Below are 21661 nucleotides of genomic sequence, written 5' to 3'. Positions count from 1 at the left end.
CAAGAATAAAAGCATAAGATTTTTAAAAACAATTTACCTATGAAAATTAAAGATATTAAAGTTTTTGTCTGTAGCCCTGGTCGTAATTTTGTCACTGTTAAAATTATAACAGATAATGGTACTTATGGAATAGGTGACGGTACCCTTAATGGTCGGGAAATGGCTGTCGTGGCGTATTTACAAGAACATATTGTTCCTTGCTTAATAGGTAAGGATGCGCAACAAATTGAAGATATATGGCAATACCTTTATAAAGGGGCTTATTGGCGTAAAGGACCTGTGACAATGGCTGCTATAGGTGCTATAGATACAGCCTTATGGGATATTAAAGGCAAGCAAGCTAATTTACCAGTGTACCAGTTACTCGGAGGAAAAAGTAGAAAAGGAGTTACTATCTATGGGCATGCCAATGGAGAAACAATTGACGAAGTACTGGATAATTTAGGACAAATGATTGCAGATGGATATAAAGCAGTTAGATTACAGTGCACTATTCCCAACCTAAAGGGTTCCTACGGGACAATGGAAGGGAAAAAAAATTATTATGAACTGCAAGGAAACAGACCATTACCGCCAGAACAACAGTGGTCTACTGCTAAATACATGAATTTTATTCCAGAACTTTTTAAGCAAGCACGTGAGCGTTTCGGAAATGATATAGGTCTATGTCATGACGTACATAGTAGGCTTACTCCAATAGAAGCATCAAGATTGGGAAAACTTTTAGAGCCTTATAATCTTATTTTTATTGAAGATGCGGTTACTTCAGAAAATCCTCAAGGATATCAAATTGTTCGTGAACACACTGTAGCACCTTTGGCTGTGGGCGAAATATTCAATTCTGTCTGGGATGCAAAGGTATTGATAGAAAATCAATGGATTGATTATTTACGTATGGCTATTACCCACGGAGGAGGGATTACACCATTGAAAAAAATTGCTGATTTCGCAGCAATTTATCATATCCGAATGGCACCTCACGGAGCACCAGATCTTTCTCCAATCTGTTTTATGGCACATATGCATTTTAATCTTTGGGCTCCCAATTTTGGAATCCAAGAGTTTATAGGCTTTGGTACTCCCGAACTGAACGATGTATTCAAATATGAGGTTCAATTAAAGGACGGACTTTTATATATGGAAGACAAACCAGGCCTGGGTGTGGATTTTGACGAAGATGCCGCTAAAAAATACCCTTATAAAAGGTCATACTTGCCAGTAAGCAGACTAGAAGACGGCACCCTATGGGATTGGTAGCAATCGGAATAATAAAATTAGCGTAGGTAGCAAGATTTAAAAGTATGCCATTCTTTAAAACATGGAGGAGTAAATGCGTGTTTTTCTTATTTTAAATTGAGAGTCTTCATCAATAAGTTTAGGAAGTAGATACCTTCTTGAGCTCCTGGATAAGAAAGAATAGGGCATTTTTAGAGGTGATTTTTTTTAAAAAAAATATTGGAAACTAATTTTATGTTATTCTAATAAGTACCTATGAATATAAATGTTCTTAGTAAAAATGAAAATCAGGAGGTTACGAATCGTGTAAATAAAATAATTACAGGAATTCGGGATTTAATAAATGATAAGTACTTACAACCAGGAGACAAATTACCATCGGAACGTGAGTTATCAGAAAAATTTGAAGTAAGTAGAAGAAGTATTAGGACCGGTATTTTAAAACTTGAGTTCTATGGTATTTTAAGATCAATGCCTCAAAGTGGAACTTTTGTGGCAAATATTGGTTCTGTTGCAATGAATGGAATGATTGAAGATATTCTGAATTTAGGGCCACCGGATTTCAAATCTTTGGTAAAGACTAGAATGCTATTAGAATTAGAAGCGGTTAAATTGGCAGCTTTATCAAGATCCAAGGAAGATTTAGATACTATAAAAAGTGCATTAGATGCCCACAGATCCAAATTGTTGTCGGGAGAAGATGCTGTTCAAGAAGATTTACTATTCCATTTAGCTATAGCAAAGGCTAGCGGCAATGTCACTATGAACATGTTCATGATTGCTATTACCCCACAAATAATAATAGATTTTAAAAACTACCATGTTGATTATGAATATTTACATGAATTAAGAATTAAAGAACATGAAGAAATTCATGATGCAATTAAGGTTCAAAATCCGAAATTAGCTGAGGGAAAAATGAAAGAACACTTTAAAATGCTGTATCAATATTGTGAAGGTGAAAAACAATAAAATTTACGAACAATTGTGAATTAGAAATTAGGGTTTAGAAAGTTCAATACAACATCAAATGCTATGTTTTTCTTTAATTGATTACATCCTTTAGGTACATGAAGTGATTTAAAGTCAATAGCTATCTGAAATAATAAAAAATAGATTAAATCGATAATCAAAATTTAAAAAATGGATAACAAATTAAAAGTATTAATTTCTGGGACAGGATTTGCAGGACAGGGTCATGCAGATGCATTTCGTGCCGCAGGTGCAGAGGTTGTTGGTATTGTCGGTAGAACAGCAAGTGTTGTAAGTGAAGTAGCTACTAAAATGGCAATTCCTTATTTTGGTACAGATTGGAAGCAGGCATTGAAAGAGTGTCAACCAGATATTGTTTCTATTGCCACTCCAGGTGGTGCTCATTATGAGGCAATAACACAGGCAATTGAATTTGGGTGTCATGTATTTAGCGATAAGCCATTGACGGATAGTGGAGACTCAGCAGTAGAAGTTTACGAACTAGCCAAACAGAAAAACTTAAAAACAGCATTTGCTTCTAGTTTTCGGTATATGCCCTACATTCAATACGCAAAACAACTGGTAGCAGATGGGCTTATTGGAGAACCTACGGAGGTTGAATGCATATCACATTTTAATTTGGAGCGAGATATTCCTTTCGGATGGTCACATCGAAAAGAAGATGGCGGTGGTAGATTAAATAACAATTTCACCCATATGATATCTATTGTTACGTCAGTAATCGGTGAAAAAATCTTGTCCATACTAGGAGAAGTACGTGATGATCTTGGAAAAGCACCTATCGTTGAGGGGGTACATAATTTCAAAAAAAGAAGAGATTTTATCCCTACGGATTTAAACGATCCTTCACTTAAATGGGGAGAGAGCAATGTAGAGTGGTCGTATACCGTAATGGCGCAGTTGGAGAGTCCAATTGCTACTAAGCCTGTTTCTGTTTTGTTCAAGCATGGTGGTCTTAATCCTAAGTATCATGAGAATCATATTGTCTTTTATGGTACGGAAGGAGCCATTTTCATTGAAGGTCACTATGGTATGGGGCCTCTATTTATATGGGACAAAAATAAAGAATGGAAAGAATTGGCATTACCGCAAGATATTGTTGATCGTCAGCCAAAAGTTAATGGGGATACAGAACGAAATTGGCATTACTTAGTCAGCGAATTCGTTAAGGATATTAAAGGAGAACAAGTTGAGCCTTACCAAACTTTCAAGGAAGGTAGTTTGTACCAACAATTTATTGATTTGATTAGAAAAAATAATAACTGGACAGATGTTCGTCATCTACAATAAAAAGGCAAATCTATGTTTTACGACTATCTTGTAATTGGCCTCTATTTTATATTAATCCTCGCAATTGGTGTCGTTTTTTCACGAATGGCCAGTAAATCTACCAGTGATTATTTTCGTGGTGGTGGAAGGATGTTATGGTGGATGGTGGGGTCAACAGCTTTTATGGCGCAATTTTCAGCCGTGACTTTCACTGGTGCAGCAGGTAAGGCCTTCACAGACGGTTTTGCTATTGTCGCCGTGTATATTGGCAATACATTTGCTTTCTTTTGCGGATGGGCATATTTTGCTCAAAGATTTAGGCAAATGAGGGTGGATACGCCCACACAGGCAATAAAAGGGAGGTTTGGATCTCAAAATGAACAATTCTTTTCATGGGCATTAATTGTATTCTCATTTTTGAATGCTGGTGTTTGGTTAAACGCTTTAGGTGTATTCACGAGTGCCGTTTTTGATGCAGATATTAGTTTAACTATTATTGCAATTGGTGTTACAGTACTTTTTGTTTCTGTATTATCAGGCGCTTGGGGAGTTGTTGCATCAGACTTTATGCAAACTTTAGTAGTAGCCGTAGTTTCTGTAGCTTGTTCAGTGGTGGCTTTAGTAAAAGTTGGTGGACCTGTTAAAATGGTCGAAAATTTTCCAGGCGGTTTTCTTGTAGGCCCAAATATGAACTACCCTTTAATATTAATCGGAACGTTTATTTTCTTTTTGCCTAAACAGATCATAACCATGATGAATCTTCATGATTCCTTTAGGTTCCTTAATGCAAAAGATTCCTTCAATGCTCGTAAAGCATCCTTATTAGCTATGGTTTTGATGGGAGTTGGAACTATTATTTGGTTCATACCACCATGGGCAGCAGCGAGCCTATACCCTGATGCAGCGGCTGGGTACTCGCAATTAGGCAACAAGGCAGCAGACGCAGTTTATTTAGTGTTTGCACGTAATGCAATGCCTATTGGGACAATTGGATTACTAATGGCCGCACTTTTTGCAGCTTCTATGTCATCTATGGATTCAGCGCTAAATAAAAATGCAGGAATCTTTGTCCGTAGTATTTATCAACCTTTTCTCGCTAAAAGGAATAAGCAAACCAATGACAAGAAGTTGTTGCGAATCAGTCAGCTGGTTAGTTTTATTAGTGGCCTAGGTGTTATTCTTGCTGCGTTATATTTTGCATCGCTTAAAGAACTTAGTCTTTTTGAGCTTATGATGTCTGTCTCTACTATGGTTCAGCTACCAATGATGGTGCCGCTAGTGATTGGAATTATTGTAAAAAAGACTCCGGTTTGGGCACCTTGGGTGACTATTGTAGTTGGTTTTTTTGTTTCTTGGTTTGTTATGAATGTGTTCACTGCAGAAGTTTGCGCATCCATATTTGGTATAGAATCACTTACCGATCGGGAGATTATTGACATGAATATAATTTTAACGATTGCAGGTCATGTATTTATCACTTCTGGTTTTTTCTGGGCAACTTCATTATTTTACAAGGAAGCCAAAGACAAGAATAAACAAGAAACAGAACGTTTTTTCCAAGATTTAGAAACCCCTTATATTGCAGATGAGCAACAAGGAGACTTTGATCGTCAACAAAGAAGAAAGCTAGGGAATATGGTTATGGTTATGAGCACAGGTATTTTATTGATGGCTCTAATTCCTAACCCATTTTGGGGTAGAATATTGTTTGCGGTGTGTGCGCTTATCATTTCAGGTATTGGCTTTTTGTTAAAGCATAGCGCTAAGGATAAAATTACGTCAACTTAATGTAAGCTTAAAAATTATGTATCTAAAAAAATTGGCGCTACTAGTTTTAATGCAATTAGGATTTAGTTCCTGTACTGATCAGAAAGTCTACCTCAAGCATGGAGTAGATGAATCTGCTGGTGGTGTACCTGCATATGTAATTACAACACCCTCAGCAATCTATTATCTAGAAAAAGAGGGTGGTGGCTTGTCAAGCATGGTAGATAAGGATGGTATCGATTGGATAGGTTTTCATAATGAAAAAGGTTCAGGACATAAGGGGGAATACCGAGGGTTTCCAAATGCGATTCATCGTCAGGACGGTAACTACTTCCATGCCATGAATGCAGGAACAGATCCTTCTAGCTCGGTTATAGATATTAAATCCAAAAATCACCTTCGTATCACCTTTACTTCCGATAATAAAAAATGGCAGGCACAATGGGATTTTTATCCTGAACGTTGCGATTTTACGATGAGCAAAGTCAGTGCAGGTTATAAGTATTGGGTACAATATGAAGGTGTACCTGGGGGAGAAATGGAGCGTACAGATTTTTGGTATGCATCTGCAGACACGATTCGCCATATGATCGAAGAACCTTATTTTGACGATCTTCCAGCACCGGAGTGGATGGCCTTTGGGGATCAAAAATTATCTCGAATGTTGTACATACTTCATCATGAGGATGACAATTTTCCAGATAACTATGTAAGCAGACCCGATATGACGGTGTTAGGTTTTGGTAGAGAAAACAAAAAGAAAACAAGTAAATATTTAAATACAGTTCAAACCTTTTCTATTGGTTTTATAGAGTCTACTGAGTATTCAATAATTGATCAGGCTGTGAGAAATGTGCTTGAATAAAACTTCTTTAAATAAGAATTAAAAAATTAGGGTATAATGATTCTCTGAAATAAAATTGCCATTCATTTTCGAGATGTACTCATTGTTCTAAGAGTAACTTTGATATTTAGAAGTACTTCGAAATTGAAATCAGTACATACTCAACATCCTTAGAGTCTAGAGCTTTACTTCTTTTAATTAAAGCAAAAAATGTGTTTACCTTAGTGTCATTATCGGAAGTCATTTAATCAATATTTAGTGAGTTTTGGTAAATAATAAAGCCCCAACAGGAAAATGTTGAGGCTTTAAAAATGTAATTTAAATTGGTAATTTTCTTTAATGTATTACCATCCTGGGTTTTGTACTAAGTTTGGATTTGCATCTAAATAAGTACTCCATATAGGCAATAGATAGTTTCTATCATTCCATGTTCTTTCAAAAGTTGCGTCATTTCCAGCGTTGTATTTTTCACCTACTAAATCTCCAGGTAATGTTTCATCTAAAGGAAGTGCTTTAACATTTTTAATGACTTGGTCTCCTAATTTATACCTCCATATATCAAACCAACGTTGTGGGCCTTCGGCAGCAAATTCATACCTTCTTTCTAATAAAATGGCATCAATCATGCTATTTCCGGTAGTTCCTCTAGTAACATTTGGTAAACTTGAAGTGGTATATCAAGGCATACCTACACGATTTCTAACCATGTTTAGATAGGTCAACGCTTCCCCATCTCTACTTTGACCAGCTAGGGCTTCTGCGTACATTAATAAAACTTCAGAGTATCTAATTACTTTTAGGTCTATATCTCCTTCAATTAATTGACTCAAACTGTAATCTAAATATTTTTTAAATCCATAACCAGTTGGGTTATTAGTACCTCCAAATTCATCTGTAGCATTGTAAAAAGGATGTGGTTGCACTTGGTACAAAGTATTTACATCCGTTCTCGATGGCAAAAAATCCACTTCAAACGATCATCAATCCCACATTGGTAAATGATGAAATTAATTCATTATTACAAATGGCGGAATTAAGTGGTAAAGAATACTTGCCACGTTGGGAGATGTTAAATTCTTATTCTGGTGTAATGTTGGGGAATCCGGCAGTGTCAGTTATTAATGATGCGTATCAAAAAGGAATTCGTAATTACGATATAGAAAAAGCATTTACCTATTCTAAAAACACCGTTGATCATACAGGGAATGGAACCTTAGGATATTCTAATAATCACATATCTAAAACATTAGAATATGCTTATTCTGATTGGGCTTTGTCCACTTTTGCAAAGTCTTTAGGGAAAGATGCTATTGCAGAAGAGTATTTAATAAAAAGCAAAAACTATAAGAATATCTGGAATGATGAGGTGAACTGGTTTAGGGCAAAAGATAGCACAGGAACTTGGTTAGAATGGAAAGGAAAAACAGTGCATGGTCAAGGTTGTATAGAAAGCAACCCATACCAACAGGGTTGGTTTGTACCTCATGATATAAAGGGTTTAAAAGAACTTATGGGAGGCGAAGAAGCTTTTAAAAACGAATTGATTTCTTTCTTCGAAAAAACACCAGAAGATTTTCTTTGGAACAATTATTACAACCACCCTAACGAACCTGTCCACCATGTACCATTTATGTTAAACGAAGCGGGTGTTCCTTATTTGACTCAAAAATATACCCGTAAAATATGTAGTGATGCGTATGGTACGGATGCCTATGGATTATGTGGTAATGAAGATGTAGGACAAATGTCTGCCTGGTATGTACTGGCATCAATTGGGATACACCCAATAAACCCAGGTGATAATAAATATCAAATAACAAGTCCTGTTTTTGGTCACATTAAAATTCAATTGGATAGGAACTATTACACTGGAAAAACATTTGAAATTATTGCAAATAATAATTCAAAAGGAAATATTTACATCCAATCTATGAAATTAAATGGAGAACCATTAGATAGATATTGGATATCACACGAGGAAATTACACAGGGTGGCATTTTAGAAATGGAAATGGGACCAGAACCAAAATTAAATTAACCAGAACACAAAAGAATAATAAAAGATGAGGAAGTTATTTTTTCTAGCCGTATTAGTTTTAACAATAACCGCAATACATGCTCAAAAAAAGTATGAGTATCCCATGCCAGATTATACGCCAACTGAAGGTAATTTGGAGGCACGTGAAGAATTTCAAGATATGAAATTTGGGATGTTTATTCACTGGGGTGTTTATAGCATTTTGGCAGATGGAGAATGGGTGATGTTTTTAAAGAAGATAAATGCAGATAATTACGAACGTTTACCAGATTTTTTTAATCCGCAAGATTTTAATGCAGAAGAATGGGTTAAGCTAGCTAAAGATGCGGGTATGAAATACATTACCATAACCTCTCGTCATCATGACAGTTTTAGCATGTTTGATACCGATGCGAGTGATTTTAATATTGTCGATGCTACACCATTTGGTAGAGATCCTTTAAAAGAATTAGCAGCGGCATGTAAAAAAGAAGGGATTAAATTAAACTTTTACTATTCTTTACTCGACTGGAAGCGTGATGATTACAAAAATGGTAAAAAAGGAGATGCCGAAGCATGGAATAATTATGTTGAGTTTATGAAAGCACAACTTACGGAACTACTTACTAATTATGGAGAAATAGGAATGATTTGGTTTGATGGTCATTGGGATCAAAAAGGAGCCAATTGGCAATATGATGAAATCTATTCTCTAATTCATAAATTGAGTCCAACTACATTAATAGCAAACAATCATCATATACAACCTATACCAGGAGATGATATTCAAACTTTTGAGCGCGATTTACCAGGAGAAAACCATGGAGGATTTAGTGATGGCGTAGAAGTAAGTCAGTTACCATTAGAGTCTTGTGCTACTATGGCTGGCAAATGGGGATATAGTATTTATGATAAAAAGTTTAAATCTACGAAGCAATTAATTCATTTTTTAGTAAATGCTGCGGGTAAAAACGGAAATTTATCATTAAATGTAGGTCCTATGCCAAACGGTAAAATTCAGCCAGAATTTGTGGAGACTTTAGGGGAAATTGGAGACTGGACAACTAAATACGGAGAGAGTATTTATGGCACAAGGGGTAATGTAATAACATCTCAAAATTGGGGAACAATAACTCGAAAGGACAAAACTTTGTATATGCATATTTTAAATCCTTCTTCAGAGCCTTACTTTTTTATTCCAGAGTTAAAAGAAAGAGTAAAATCGGTAACAACCTTTGAAGGTGAAAGCGTAAAGTTTAAGCAAACTAAAGAAGGAACTTTTGTTTATTTAGATAGTGATAGTATTGATGATATAGATGAAATATTAAAACTAAAAATTAAATAAACGCATTACAATAAATGTAAAAGGTTTTTCGGCATTATTTGTAAGCTATTTTCAAGGCTTGTAGGATCAGCTCAAAGTCCGGTTCAAATAAAACGGAACGAAATTTAATTTATTCAAGAAAAGATAGCAATACGGTTTTGGTAACCGAAAGGACAGGAACTCATCTTGATGTATTAAAAAGCGTTATGCCTAATAGTATTTTGGTTATATAGGCGACAATTCAGAGGATATGATTTTTATATCTGAGTTGTGTAAAAACCGAATAGAGGGCATTAGGTCTGTTGGAAAGTTGGGAAGTGATTGGAGTCTTGAAAACGCTAAAATGGAACAGATTTTAATACATTTAAAACCAAAGTTAAATCACTTCCGCCTTTAGATAATAAACCTAGCTACAAAAAAAACAGAAGGTTTACCAGTAAATGTACATCTGGATTTTTTAAATAAAGCCGCTGAAAGAACAAAGCATCGTAAATATAATATGATGGGGTTAGCTACCGAAGAGCAATTTTTAAAATTTAAGCACCAATACAAACTAACAGAGAATAAACCCAAGAGATGAGAAATTTTATATCCTTAGTACTAATTGCATTATTTATAGCATCCTGTGCGCAAAAGCCAAAACCTACATTTTCGCAAGAAGACATTTCTATAGTGCCAAAGCCTTTGAGTTTTGAGTTAAAAGAAAGTTCATTTCAATTTAAGCCTGAGACTAAAATTGTATTACAAGACGAAATTCAGCAAAAAGCAGTAAACTACCTTTTAGGATTATTTAATAATGCCGCAGATTATCATTTACAAGTAGTAAATGATAAAACTGAAGAAGCTATAATTTTTGAAAATACAGAAGGTTTAAAAAAAGGAGCTTACACTTTAACTATAAACCCAACAATAATAACAGTTAAAGCATCAGAAGAAAGTGGTTTTTTTAATGCAATTCAAACGATTAGACAGTTACTACCAATTGCAATAGAAAGCAAAGAGAAAATCAAGGCAGATTGGTTTGTGCCATGTGTAGTTATTGAAGATGAGCCACGTTTTGAATGGCGAGGAATGCACATGGACTTTAGCCGTCATTTTTTTAATATAAATGAAGTAAAAGACTTTTTAGATAATATGGCATTATACAAGTTAAATACCTATCACATGCATTTAACAGATGATCAAGGTTGGAGAGTTGAGATTAAAAAGTACCCCTTATTAACTGAAAAAGGAGCTTGGAGAACACCAAACAATCAAGATACTATCTGTATAGATAGATCGGTTGAAAATAAACTTTATACTATCGATGAATCTAACTTTAAGCAAGTGGATGGAGAACGCAAGTATGGTGGTTTTTTTACTCAGGAACAAATTAAAGAAATTGTCTCTTATGCTGATGATAGATGTATTACAGTAGTTCCCGAAATAGACATGCCTGGTCACTTTAAATCGGCGATTGACAATTACCCCTTTCTATCTTGTAATGAAGAATCTGGTTGGGATACGGTATTTACCTATCCAACATACTTAGGAAAAGATACGACCTATGAGTTTATGAAAAATGTTCTAAGCGAAGTTGTAGAATTATTCCCTGCAAAATATGTTCATATTGGCGGTGATGAAGTAAATGTTAAGTCATGGGAAAAGTGTCCGCATTGTCAAAAAGTGATAAAAGATAATAATCTCAAAGATGAGCATGAATTACAATCATTTTTTAATAGAGATATAGAACAGTTTTTAAATTCTAAAGGAAAAGAGTTTATGGGTTGGGATGAAATTGTAACCGGCGGTTTAACCAAAAGTGCCAATGTTATGTGGTGGAGAAATTGGTTTCCTGATTCCCCTAAAATTGCAGCAGAAAATGGAAATGGAGTAGTGGTAACGACAACTGCCGCTTATTATTTTGATTATTTAAATGAAGGAACTACGCTAGAAGGAGTATATAATTATGAGCCAATTCCTGCAGATTTTACACCTGAAGAAGAAAATAATGTTTTAGGAATACAAGCAAATTTATGGTCAGAAAGAATTCCTAATTACAAACGTTTACAATATCAGGCATTTCCTAGAATGTTGGCCGTTGCAGAAAATGCTTGGGCACCTAAAGAAAACAAAGATTTTAAAATATTTAATACTCGTGTCGAAAAACAATACAAGAGGTTAGATGCTTTAGATGTGTACTACTACATTCCTGCGGTTGAAGGATTGGATAAAGAAATAGCTATTGTAGACCATGCATCTGTGCGTTTAAACTTAGCTTATGAGTTAGAGGGAGTAGAAATATATTATACACTTGACGGAACAGTACCAACAAAAGAGTCTTTAAAGTATGAAGCACCTTTCATTGTAAATGATATTATTGAAATCAAGGCGCGCTCTTATAAAGGAGAAATTTATAACGACTTAAAATCAACAAAAGTTGTTCGCAAAAATTACATAGAATCTGTAGCTATAACTCCAGAAGAAAAAGGATTAAAAAGATGGGTAGTCAAAGGAAAAATTATAAATATGGAAGATATTAAAATACCTAATACCTTAAACTTTACAAAAGTAGATAGTATTGCTTTAGGAGATTTAAAAGATGAAAAGAGATTTTCTGTTGTTTATCAAGGGTATTTTAATGCTAAGAAAGATGGTATTTACGAATTTGAAACACGTTCTGATGGCGGAGATATATTTTTTATTAATGATAAAATAATAGTTGATAATAGTGGGTGGCACGGACCTAGAAAACGGTATGGAAAAGTAGCTTTAAAACAAGGATGGCATCCCATAACAATTAAATATAGACCAAGTGATACACCAAGAGTTATTGAAGCGAAGTTCGCTTTACAGGGAGAAGAATTATTGCCAATAGATAGTTCTGTGACGAGTTTTTAATTGTAGTCCGGAAACAATTATTGAAAAAAATAATGATTGATAAGAAGTCATTATTAGTAGAATTTTAAATGATATTTTAATGAAACACATCATAAATGTATTTAATCTTAAGACTATTAAACTGTTGCTTTTTGCGGTGATAGTACAAAATACAAATGCGCAAAATCCCATTTTAAATAAAAGCGATAAAAATTTTGTATATGCTGCAGATCCTGCTGCTGAAGTTTTTAATGATACGGTTTATGTGTATTGTTCTAGAGATGCTACTGATGCTGTTTCATATAAAACTATGCAAGATTATGTGATTCTAGAATCTACAGATTTCAAAACGTGGATTAACCATGGAGTCGTTCTAGAAGCTAGAAAATATAACTGGGCAGGTGGTCAAATGAGCCCACCAGATGCGGCTTATAAAGAGGGCTGGTATTATTTGTATTTTCCTTATAATAAAACAAATATTGGTGTAGCAAAAAGTAAAACACCAATTGGACCTTGGGAGGAAGCTGTAACTGATAAAATTACCACGATTTTTGATCCTACAGTTTTTGTAGACGATGATGGGCTAGCTTTTATTTATGGTAACGATCATAAAGTAAATATAGGTGAACCTGGAGCACATATTATGGGAGCAAAATTAAAAGATAACATGATTGAACTTGATGGACCTTGGTTTCGTTTAAGTGAAGAAACGGTAAGCGAAGCGGTACATGTATTTAAAAAAGATTGTCTCTATTATTTTAGAGCAAGAGTCGGGCCTGTAACTATCTATTCGATGGCAGATACCCCCTTACCAAAAAAGTATGCAACTTAAAAAGAAGTATCAGCTCCAAATGCTCCAAAAGTACCTAATCACACGTCTGTTATTGAATTTAAAAAGGAGTGGTATTTCTTCTATCATCTTGGCGACGTAAATGATGGTTCTTTACATAAAAGATCGGCTTGTTTTGAAAAAATGGCGTTTAGAGAAGATGGAACAATTGTTCCGATTGAATATTCATTGTAAAAAAATAATTATACTGATAATGCAACAACAAAGGTTTCAAAATTCAATGCTGTATGTGCTATTAATTAGTACGGTTTTTATTGTGGGGTGTAAATCTTATCATCATATAGAAAACGATACAGACATAACGCCTTTAGGGTTATCTGTGGAGTATATTAGGCAACCACAAGAGGTATTAATTATAGATGATAAACCTGAGTTTGCATGGGAATTACCGAGTACAATAGTAGAGCAATCTGCCTTTCAAGTATTGGTTTCGTCATCTAAAATAGCTGTAGAAAATAATAATGGAGATGTATGGGATTCAGGAAAAATAGCTAGCAATCAATCTATTGATATAGAAATAAAAGGAACTGGGCTTGATGTTGGTCAGACTTATTTTTGGAAAGTCAAAGTTTGGGACGAAAAGAATACTGAAAGTCTGTATTCAGAATTTCAAAGTTTTAAAATTGGAGTTAGGAAGGATATCATAACAAGTGCGAATAGTTTTAAAATAGAGCATATAAAACCTGTCGTATTTAAACAAATTACAGATAGTTCTTATTTTATAGATTTTGGTAAGGCTGTATTTTCAACATTAGAATTTAATTACAAAACAACCATACAGGACACACTTGTTTTTTTTATTGGTGAGCAGCTTGTAGATCAAAAAATAAACAGAAAACCTAAAGGGACTATTCGTTATCAAGAAATAAAAGTACCGGTAAATCCAGAACAAAGTAGCTATACTTTAGCTATTAAACCAGATAAAAGAAATACCAAGCCAGGAGCAATACAACTGCCAGATGCGTTCCCTGTTTTAATGCCCTTTAGATATGTTGAAGTAGAAAATCTAAAAGGTGCTATACAATCTCAAGATTTTACTCAATTAGCCTATTTCGGTTATTGGGAAGATAATATGAGTCACTTTGAAAGTTCTAACAGTGTTTTAAATGAAGTTTGGAATTTGTGTAAATATACGATTAAAGCAACCACATTTACGGGGTTATATGTTGATGGAGATAGAGAGCGAATACCTTACGAAGCAGATGCCTATTTAAATCAATTAAGCCATTATACTACCGATAGAGAATATGCTATCGCAAGGCAAACCATAGAACATTTTATGGAGCAACCTACATGGCCAACAGAATGGCAATTGCACGTAGCACTTATGTTTTATGCGGATTATATGTACACGGGAAATACGGAACTTATAGAAAAGTATTATGATGAGTTGAAGTTTAAAACGTTGATGGAATTGCGTAGAGAGGATGGGCTTATTAGTTCTAGTAAAGCAACTCCTGAATTCATGGAAAAGTTAGGATTTAAAGATCCTAAAGTAAAGATGAAAGATATTGTAGATTGGCCGCCAGCACAAAGAGATACAGGTTGGAAATTAGCAACAAAAGAAGGGGAGCGTGATGGTTTTGTTTTTAAACCAATTAATACGGTAATTAATAGCCTATACTATAAAAACTTGGTAATCATGGCAGAATTTGCCGAAGTTTTAAATAAGGCTGATGAAAAGGTAACTTTTGAAAAGTTAGCTTTAAAAGTAAAGGAAACTATTAATAGTAAATTGTTTGACACCAAATTAGGAGTTTATGTAGATGGAGAAGGAACAGATCATGCCTCGCTTCACTCTAATATGATGGCATTAGCTTTTAATTTAGTTCCAGAAAATCATATTGAATCGGTTGTAGCATTTATTAAAACAAGAGGAATGGCGTGTAGTGTTTATGGTGCACAATATTTATTAGAAGCACTTTATAACGCAAATGAAAGTGAATATGCATTGACGCTAATGACGGCAAAACATGATAGAAGTTGGTACAATATGATTAAAATTGGGTCAACAATGACATTAGAAGCTTGGGATATGAAGTATAAACCAAATGCAGATTGGAACCACGCATGGGGAGCGGCTCCAGCAAACATTATTCCAAGATATTTGTGGGGAATTCAGCCTAAAACTCCAGGGTACTCTTTAGCTTCTATAAAACCACAATTAGGAGGTTTAAAGACCAGCTCCGTGGTTGTGCCAACTTTAAGAGGACAAATTAAAGCCTCTTATACTTTACAAGAAAACAAAATAGAAAAGTATGTCATAGAAGTTCCTGCAAATATGAAAGCGGAGTTTGAAGTAAAGACATCATCAAAGATAAAAGTAAATAATAAAATAATACTAAATAGTATAAGTCATATTCCACTAGAATCAGGGAGTAATATTATTGAAATCTTTAATTAGAATTATAAAATAAAAAAATGAATAATTTAAGTTTTAAAAACAATACAATCTTATCAATTTTTCTTCTTTTTAGTTTTTTAGGAACAAATGTTGAGGCTCAAAATAACAAAGACAATCCTTTAATTTTAGACATGGTGCATCATAATCCTGGAGAAACTCCATACGTGTCTAAATATAATGACCCAGCAGTTATTAAAGAAATGGGGTATAATGGGAAGGTGTATTTTCTTTTTGAATCTCCTGCATTAGCTATTAATTGGGAATCTGTAGATCCAGATATTTTACCTAAGGGATCAAAACTTCGTAAATGGGTCGATGAGAAGGCAGATCAGATTAAACAAATGCATAAGGCATCTAAAGCAGAAGGAATTGCTATTTATGCAATGTCAGACCTTGTTTTATTTCCTAAAAAATTAATTGAAAAATATAATATTCAAGAAACCTTTGGAAACCCTAATGACGCTCTAACTGAAAAACTAATCCGTGCTCAAATTAATGAGATGTTCGATCAGTTTCCTGATCTTGATGGTTTGGTTGTGCGTATAGGAGAAACGTACTTACACGATGCACCCTATCACCTTGGAGCAATTAAGGATAAAACAAACCCAGAAAAAACAATTATTCCATTAATTAATATCTTAAAAGAAGAAATCTGCGTAAAAAGAGATAAACATCTTATTTTCCGTACTTGGGGAGCCTTTGATAGGAATATGGATGATTACATGGCAGTTAGTGATGCTATAGCTCCACATAAAAATTTGATTATTAGTGTGAAGCATGTCGAAGGTGATTTTCATAGATCTAACGAGTTTAGTAAAGTGATTGGTCAAGGACGTCACCGTCAAATTATTGAAGTTCAATCTGCTCGTGAATATGAAGGTAAAGGGGCGTATCCAAATTATATTGCAAATGGCGTTATAGATGGTTTTGAAGAGCATGCTAGAATGCCAGAAGAACGTATCAATAGTCTTCAAGAATTTGTTGAAACTAAACCTGAATTATATGCAGGCATTTGGACATGGTCTCGTGGTGGTGGATGGGACGGCCCCTATATTCAAGATGAATTATGGTGCGATTTAAATTCTTGGGTTATGGCACAATGGGGCCAAAACACTGAAAAGTCTGAAGCGTTTATATTTAACCGATATGCAAAAGAACGTTTAAACTTAACCGGTGATGATATAACTAAATTTAGAAAGCTATGTTTACTTTCTGCAGAAGCTGTAGTTAGGGGTAGAAACAGTACCTATAGCGATATGAATCCATGGTGGACAAGAGATCAAGGGATTGCTTGGCCAATGGTGGTAAAAGGTACCTTAGAACAAGAGAGAAACTTAGCTCAAAAAGATGAAGCAATAGTAAAATGGAAAGAAATAGTTAAGTTAGCTAAATCAATTCATTGGCAAAATGAAGCAACAAAAAATCATGCCATAGGCTCTTCGGAATATGGTTTAAAGTTATTTAAAATATATAGAACACTTGTCTATATGGATAATGCTGTAGTTCAAGGCGACACTAAAGAGGTTCAAAAGTGGATTAAGGCCTACGACAAAGCATGGAAAAGTTATAATAAACTTGCAGAAAAATATAGTACCATAGCAACATTATATACGCAGGATTATAAAAGACATATAGCGAATAATGCAGCCCTTAAAGTAAATACATTAAGACGCGTTAAATAAATAAAATATAATAGATTTTCATCTTATGATGTGCAACACGCTTAAGTGGTATATCTTGTTGAACACATCACATGCGTGCATGTTTTTAAAAACAAATTCGCTCAAAAAGAGCGTGGTTTAGGAGACGCTATTTATTTTGAGTAATGGTTCTTAATTAGTGTTTAGGTACTAATTACTCATTGAGAGACATCGTTTACACAACTAAAAGATGAGGTTTTATCTAAATGAGGTGCTAAGATTGAAAATGGTATTTTAGCGATCAATGATTGTTGACTGAAGGCTACAAAAGAAGAGGTTTCTACTTGTTTGGAGGCTATAATTTTTTACTTTTTAACAAACACTTTTTAATAACGGCTAAATGATCTTCTAAGCAAAAGGTTTGGTAAGGTATTCATAATGCCAGCATTGATTTCTAGTGTAATATCTATAAGGACAATACTGGTTATTGCTATCATATAACCCAGCTGGCATTCATCTGTAGCGGGTGCCGTACAGGGTAAAATTATAAAAAATATAGTTTTTTGTATTTTAGATATACGAGCAGAAAATACAAATTTGATTATAAATTAGGTTTATATTTTGTGAGTTTTATTACAGTTTATTGGCTTATAAAGAAAATCATTAATTCTTTACATAATAATATTCTTAAGTATAAATTGAATTAAAAACGCAAATATTCTGCAAATGCTAAAAACAAAAAAGCTCCCAATCTCTTGGAAGCTTTGTATACTCTAATGAGCTCGACTGGATTCAAACCAGTCATGTAAGTGTCAGTATTTTCAAGTGTTCTTGAGTTATAAAAAATTAGAGGTGTTTAAATAACTGCCTTCTAAATTGAATTAGATTGTTGTGTAATGATTTCCAGTCATTTATAAAGGTACAATGAATTTTTCCTACTTATATTTTAAAATTAAATCGTTGTTGATACACTCTGATGACTTTATGCAGCGTTTTGAAGTCTTACTTTAGGATACATATTTAATAATTTCGAGATTCTAAACTAGAATAGGTTTAGGAGAAATGTTAAAAACTTGAACATAATATTTAATGTATGACATTTGTTCTATTCAAAAAATAAATGAAAGCATCGTATAGTATTAAGGAATGAAAAGTAACTTTAGGAAAAGGAACCAACCTACAGAAAAATATTAATGTTAGCACTATAATTGTAAAATTAATATAAGTAATCTTTCATTAGTAATGCTGCCCCTAAGGCACTAGCATTTTTGCCTTCAGGAAATTGAATATTTTGTTCAGGCATTAATTGTTTCAGGTATTCAACAAAGATATCATTTCTATTAAAACCTCCTGATATATAAACATCTTTGAGATTGTTCTTAGAATCTAAAATACATTTGATACCCTCGTGTACGCGTTGTGCAATTTCAAAAATAAGCTGATAGTATGCACTATCGTAATTCTCGAAATTTTTAATTTGATTTAAATCGCCTTTAAAGTCTTCAGCAATGTCAGAAGGAAAAAATAAGTGCTTATTTTTAGATAAGATATCAGAACATAGTTCTTTATTCAGTGTTAATTCTAAAAAATGGCTTTTTTCTACGTCATAGTATTCACTTAAAGCAATGGCATTAACTTCATGTATGCGCCCTAAAAATTGCATAGATGATTTTATTTGTTTTTTATCAGGTGTCATAAAACATAGGCAATCATTGTTTAACTGACCGGCCGTTAAAGTTTCTTTGCTGAATGGATTCATACATATAATCCAAGTTCCAGTTGATAATAAAACAAATTCGTTATCTGAATTTTCTTTGTTTTCTAATAGTGGTATAATTGAAGAAGAGCTGTCATGCAGCCCTTTTCCTATAGCTATTTCTTGGCCGTTTACATTAGCTAATGCGGCATTTTTACTAGGTTTAGGTTCAGGAAGTATAATATTTTCCTTTTCCAACCACTTATGGTACTGCATGGTGTCAAAATCCCAAATGGCGGTATGTGCTCCAACGGAAGTAAAATCGGCTGTTATTTTATTTGAAAATAGATAACTTAAATATTGTGGGTAATGTAGAATGGTTTTTACTTTAGACCAATAATGAGGTTTAATTTGTTTTAACCAATACATTTGTAATCCAGAATTCAGCATACCATAAGCTGGCGATGCTGTTTTTCTTGAAAATTCTTCAATACCACCATTTGCTTCGTAAAATGATGTAAAATCTATTTCTATAGGTTTTAAATAGTTGTAAAGTGGAGTGATCCTGTTTCCATCTTCATCTAAATAAACCAATGTTGCGCCATGTGTAGTAAAGTTAATCGCTTTTATTTGAAACTCGTTTTTTTCTTGAATGGTTTTAATTTTATTTTGTATCCAATTTTCAATCGCTTCAATATCGTCACATGGATAGCCATCATCATCAACACATTCTGTAAAACGAATAGAATTTGTGTAGACTACATTATATTTATTATCAAATAAGAATAGTTTTTTATTCGTTTTGCCAATATCAAAAACCGCGATGACTTTTTTCATGTTTTAATAATATTAATATGATAAAACTTCCCCTTTTTACTTTTATTAAAAGAAGGGGAAGCTTGTTAAAGTAATTCTAGAAGGTATCAATAACTAACTCAAATTTTATAGATCCTGTTTTTTACTTCATTTCTTTATGACTTAAATCCATAGAGAGGACCGTAAGTAGCACAAGCCTTATAATCTGCAGACTCAAGATTTTCACCAAAGGCAGACCATGCACTTGGACGGAAAACATCATCATCAGGTACATTGTGCATATTCACAGGAATTCTTAATAATGATGCCAGAGAGATTAAATCTACACCAATATGTCCATGTGAAATTGCGCCATGATTTGCACCCCATTTTGCCATTACAGAATAAGCATCTTTAAAGAAGCCTTTACCTGTTACTCTTGGTACAAACCAAGTTGTAGGCCATGTAGGATTTGTTCTTTCGTCTAAAATAGTGTGTATGCCTTCAGGTAGCTCAACGCTCCATCCTTCAACAATTTGAAGAACTGGACCAATACCTTTGACCAAATTGATTCTGCACATTGTTAACGGCATAGTTCCTTTGGTCTTGAATTGAGAAGAAAATCCACCACCTCTAAAGTATTCACCAATAGCAGCAGGCCATTTGGTATTATCGAGACATTTTTGAGCTTCTTCTTTACTAATATCCCAATAAGGTTTCATGGTTGGATTACCATCCTTATCTGATTGTTGTGCAGTAGCATCTAAAGTAGTAGAGCCAGAATTAATTAAGTGGATGATACCGTCTTTAGCAATACCAGTTAGTTTTTTACCTGTAACACGTTCTACCGATTCAGGACTCCAATAAGTTCTTACATCAGAAAATATTTGAGCTGTATTGGTTAATAAATGACCAAACAACATCGAAACTGCATTTAAGCAATCATTTTCAGTAGCGAAAACATAAGCTTGACGAATACCATTCCAATCAAATGATGAATTTAAAATAGATTCTGTAAAATCGGCATTTGGTTGGTAATCTGTCCATTGACGTTGACCTTGGAAACCTCCCATTATAGCATTTCGACCTTTTGATTCTTCACCAAATCCTAATGCTTTTAATTTTGGGTTACCAATCAATAAATCACGACAAATAAGTGTCATTTTAATAACCTTTTCCCACTCTTTGTCTTTTACTTCTGCAGATTTTTGAGCTTCAGGGCTATTGTAATCTTTACCTTCGATACAATTTACTTTGGTCCATGCAAATGCTTTTTTATATTCTTCTTTATCGTAAATACCTTCATCCATTCTGCGTAATAACTCAACAGATTCGACAAATTCGGCACGAATGCCAAAATAATCTTGTAAAAAATTCACATCTACCATAGAGCCAGCAATTCCCATAGAACTATAACCGATGGATAAATAAGATTTCCCTTTCATTTGGGCAACAGCTAAGGCAGCTTTTGTAAAACGCAGTAATTTTTCTTCAACATCTTTTGGTATGCTCATATCTCCAGCATCTTGCACTTCTCGTCCATAAATACCAAATGCAGGCAGGCCTTTTTGAGAATAACCAGCTAAAGCTGCTGCTAAATATACAGCGCCTGGTCTTTCGGTACCATTAAATCCCCATACTGCTTTCGGCATTGATGGGTCGGTGTCCATAACTTCTGTCCCATAACACCAGCAAGGTGTAACGGTTAGTGAAACTTCGACACCTTCTCTTTTAAATTTATCGGCGCAAGCAGCAGCATCTGCAACCCCACCAATTGTAGTATCTGCAATAACACATTCTACTTTTTCACCACTAGGGAAACGTAAGTTACCTTCAATTAATTTGGCTGCGGCTTTCGCCATATCCATACACTGATCCTCCAATGATTCTCTTACCCCAAGTTCGCGGCCGTCTATAACTGGACGGATTCCAATTTTCGGGAGTCTTCCTATTAATCTATTCATTCT

General features: G+C 34.2%; 13 protein-coding genes and 1 pseudogene. 11 read left to right on the top strand and 3 right to left on the bottom strand.

Annotation, left to right across the window (positions count from 1 at the left end; translation table 11 throughout):
* The first annotated feature begins 39 nt into the window (after window positions 1–39).
* The 5 genes from manD (at window position 40) to GQR94_RS02595 (ending at window position 6130) form a co-directional block, all read left to right on the top strand.
* On the top strand, window positions 40–1257 hold the full coding sequence (gene manD, locus GQR94_RS02615) for a D-mannonate dehydratase ManD (RefSeq protein ID WP_158974025.1): 1218 nt from the start codon (window positions 40–42) through the stop codon (window positions 1255–1257).
* Window positions 1258–1491: 234 nt separating this feature from the next.
* Window positions 1492–2208, top strand: coding sequence for a FadR/GntR family transcriptional regulator (locus GQR94_RS02610; RefSeq protein ID WP_158974023.1), 717 nt, complete (start codon window positions 1492–1494; stop codon window positions 2206–2208).
* 171 nt (window positions 2209–2379) lie between these two features.
* Window positions 2380–3519 carry a Gfo/Idh/MocA family protein gene (locus tag GQR94_RS02605; RefSeq protein ID WP_158974021.1) on the top strand — a complete coding sequence of 380 codons (1140 nt, stop codon included), beginning with the start codon at window positions 2380–2382 and terminating at the stop codon, window positions 3517–3519.
* A 12-nt stretch (window positions 3520–3531) separates the two neighbouring features.
* Entirely contained in the window at window positions 3532–5286 is a 1755-nt protein-coding gene (locus GQR94_RS02600) for a transporter (RefSeq protein ID WP_158974019.1), read from the top strand.
* A 16-nt stretch (window positions 5287–5302) separates the two neighbouring features.
* Window positions 5303–6130 (top strand): hypothetical protein, encoded by an 828-nt coding sequence (locus GQR94_RS02595; protein WP_199271529.1) that lies wholly within the window; start codon window positions 5303–5305, stop codon window positions 6128–6130.
* Between the two features lie 323 nt (window positions 6131–6453).
* Here GQR94_RS02595 and GQR94_RS22600 read toward each other — a convergent pair.
* Window positions 6454–7032, bottom strand: a pseudogene (locus GQR94_RS22600) (RagB/SusD family nutrient uptake outer membrane protein).
* A gap of 29 nt (window positions 7033–7061) precedes the next feature.
* Here GQR94_RS22600 and GQR94_RS02580 point away from each other — a divergent pair.
* From GQR94_RS02580 to GQR94_RS02555, 6 genes are all read left to right on the top strand, one after another.
* Complete coding sequence (locus tag GQR94_RS02580; RefSeq protein ID WP_199271528.1) at window positions 7062–8147, top strand: glycoside hydrolase family 92 protein; 1086 nt, start codon at window positions 7062–7064, stop codon at window positions 8145–8147.
* Window positions 8148–8172: 25 nt separating this feature from the next.
* The gene (locus GQR94_RS02575) at window positions 8173–9471 is read left to right on the top strand and encodes an alpha-L-fucosidase (RefSeq protein WP_199271527.1); all 1299 of its coding nucleotides are present in this window, start codon (window positions 8173–8175) and stop codon (window positions 9469–9471) included.
* 555 nt (window positions 9472–10026) lie between these two features.
* Complete coding sequence (locus GQR94_RS02570) at window positions 10027–12330, top strand: family 20 glycosylhydrolase (RefSeq protein ID WP_158974013.1); 2304 nt, start codon at window positions 10027–10029, stop codon at window positions 12328–12330.
* Window positions 12331–12409: 79 nt separating this feature from the next.
* On the top strand, window positions 12410–13141 hold the full coding sequence (locus GQR94_RS02565; RefSeq protein ID WP_158974011.1) for a family 43 glycosylhydrolase: 732 nt from the start codon (window positions 12410–12412) through the stop codon (window positions 13139–13141).
* 211 nt (window positions 13142–13352) lie between these two features.
* Window positions 13353–15563, top strand: a complete 2211-nt coding sequence (locus GQR94_RS02560) for an alpha-L-rhamnosidase C-terminal domain-containing protein (RefSeq protein ID WP_199271526.1) — start codon at window positions 13353–13355, stop codon at window positions 15561–15563.
* Window positions 15564–15580: 17 nt separating this feature from the next.
* Window positions 15581–17245, top strand: a complete 1665-nt coding sequence (locus GQR94_RS02555) for a hypothetical protein (RefSeq protein WP_199271525.1) — start codon at window positions 15581–15583, stop codon at window positions 17243–17245.
* A 1174-nt stretch (window positions 17246–18419) separates the two neighbouring features.
* Here GQR94_RS02555 and GQR94_RS02550 read toward each other — a convergent pair.
* Window positions 18420–19736 carry an FGGY family carbohydrate kinase gene (locus GQR94_RS02550; RefSeq protein WP_158974007.1) on the bottom strand — a complete coding sequence of 439 codons (1317 nt, stop codon included), beginning with the start codon at window positions 19734–19736 and terminating at the stop codon, window positions 18420–18422.
* Window positions 19737–19870: 134 nt separating this feature from the next.
* Window positions 19871–21658, bottom strand: a complete 1788-nt coding sequence (locus GQR94_RS02545; protein WP_158974005.1) for an L-fucose isomerase — start codon at window positions 21656–21658, stop codon at window positions 19871–19873.
* Window positions 21659–21661: the final 3 nt, after the last annotated feature.

It is taken from the genome of Cellulophaga sp. L1A9, assembly GCF_009797025.1.
In the GTDB taxonomy this organism is placed as follows: Bacteria; Bacteroidota; Bacteroidia; order Flavobacteriales; family Flavobacteriaceae; genus Cellulophaga.
This window is presented reverse-complemented; position numbering and strand designations above follow the sequence as displayed.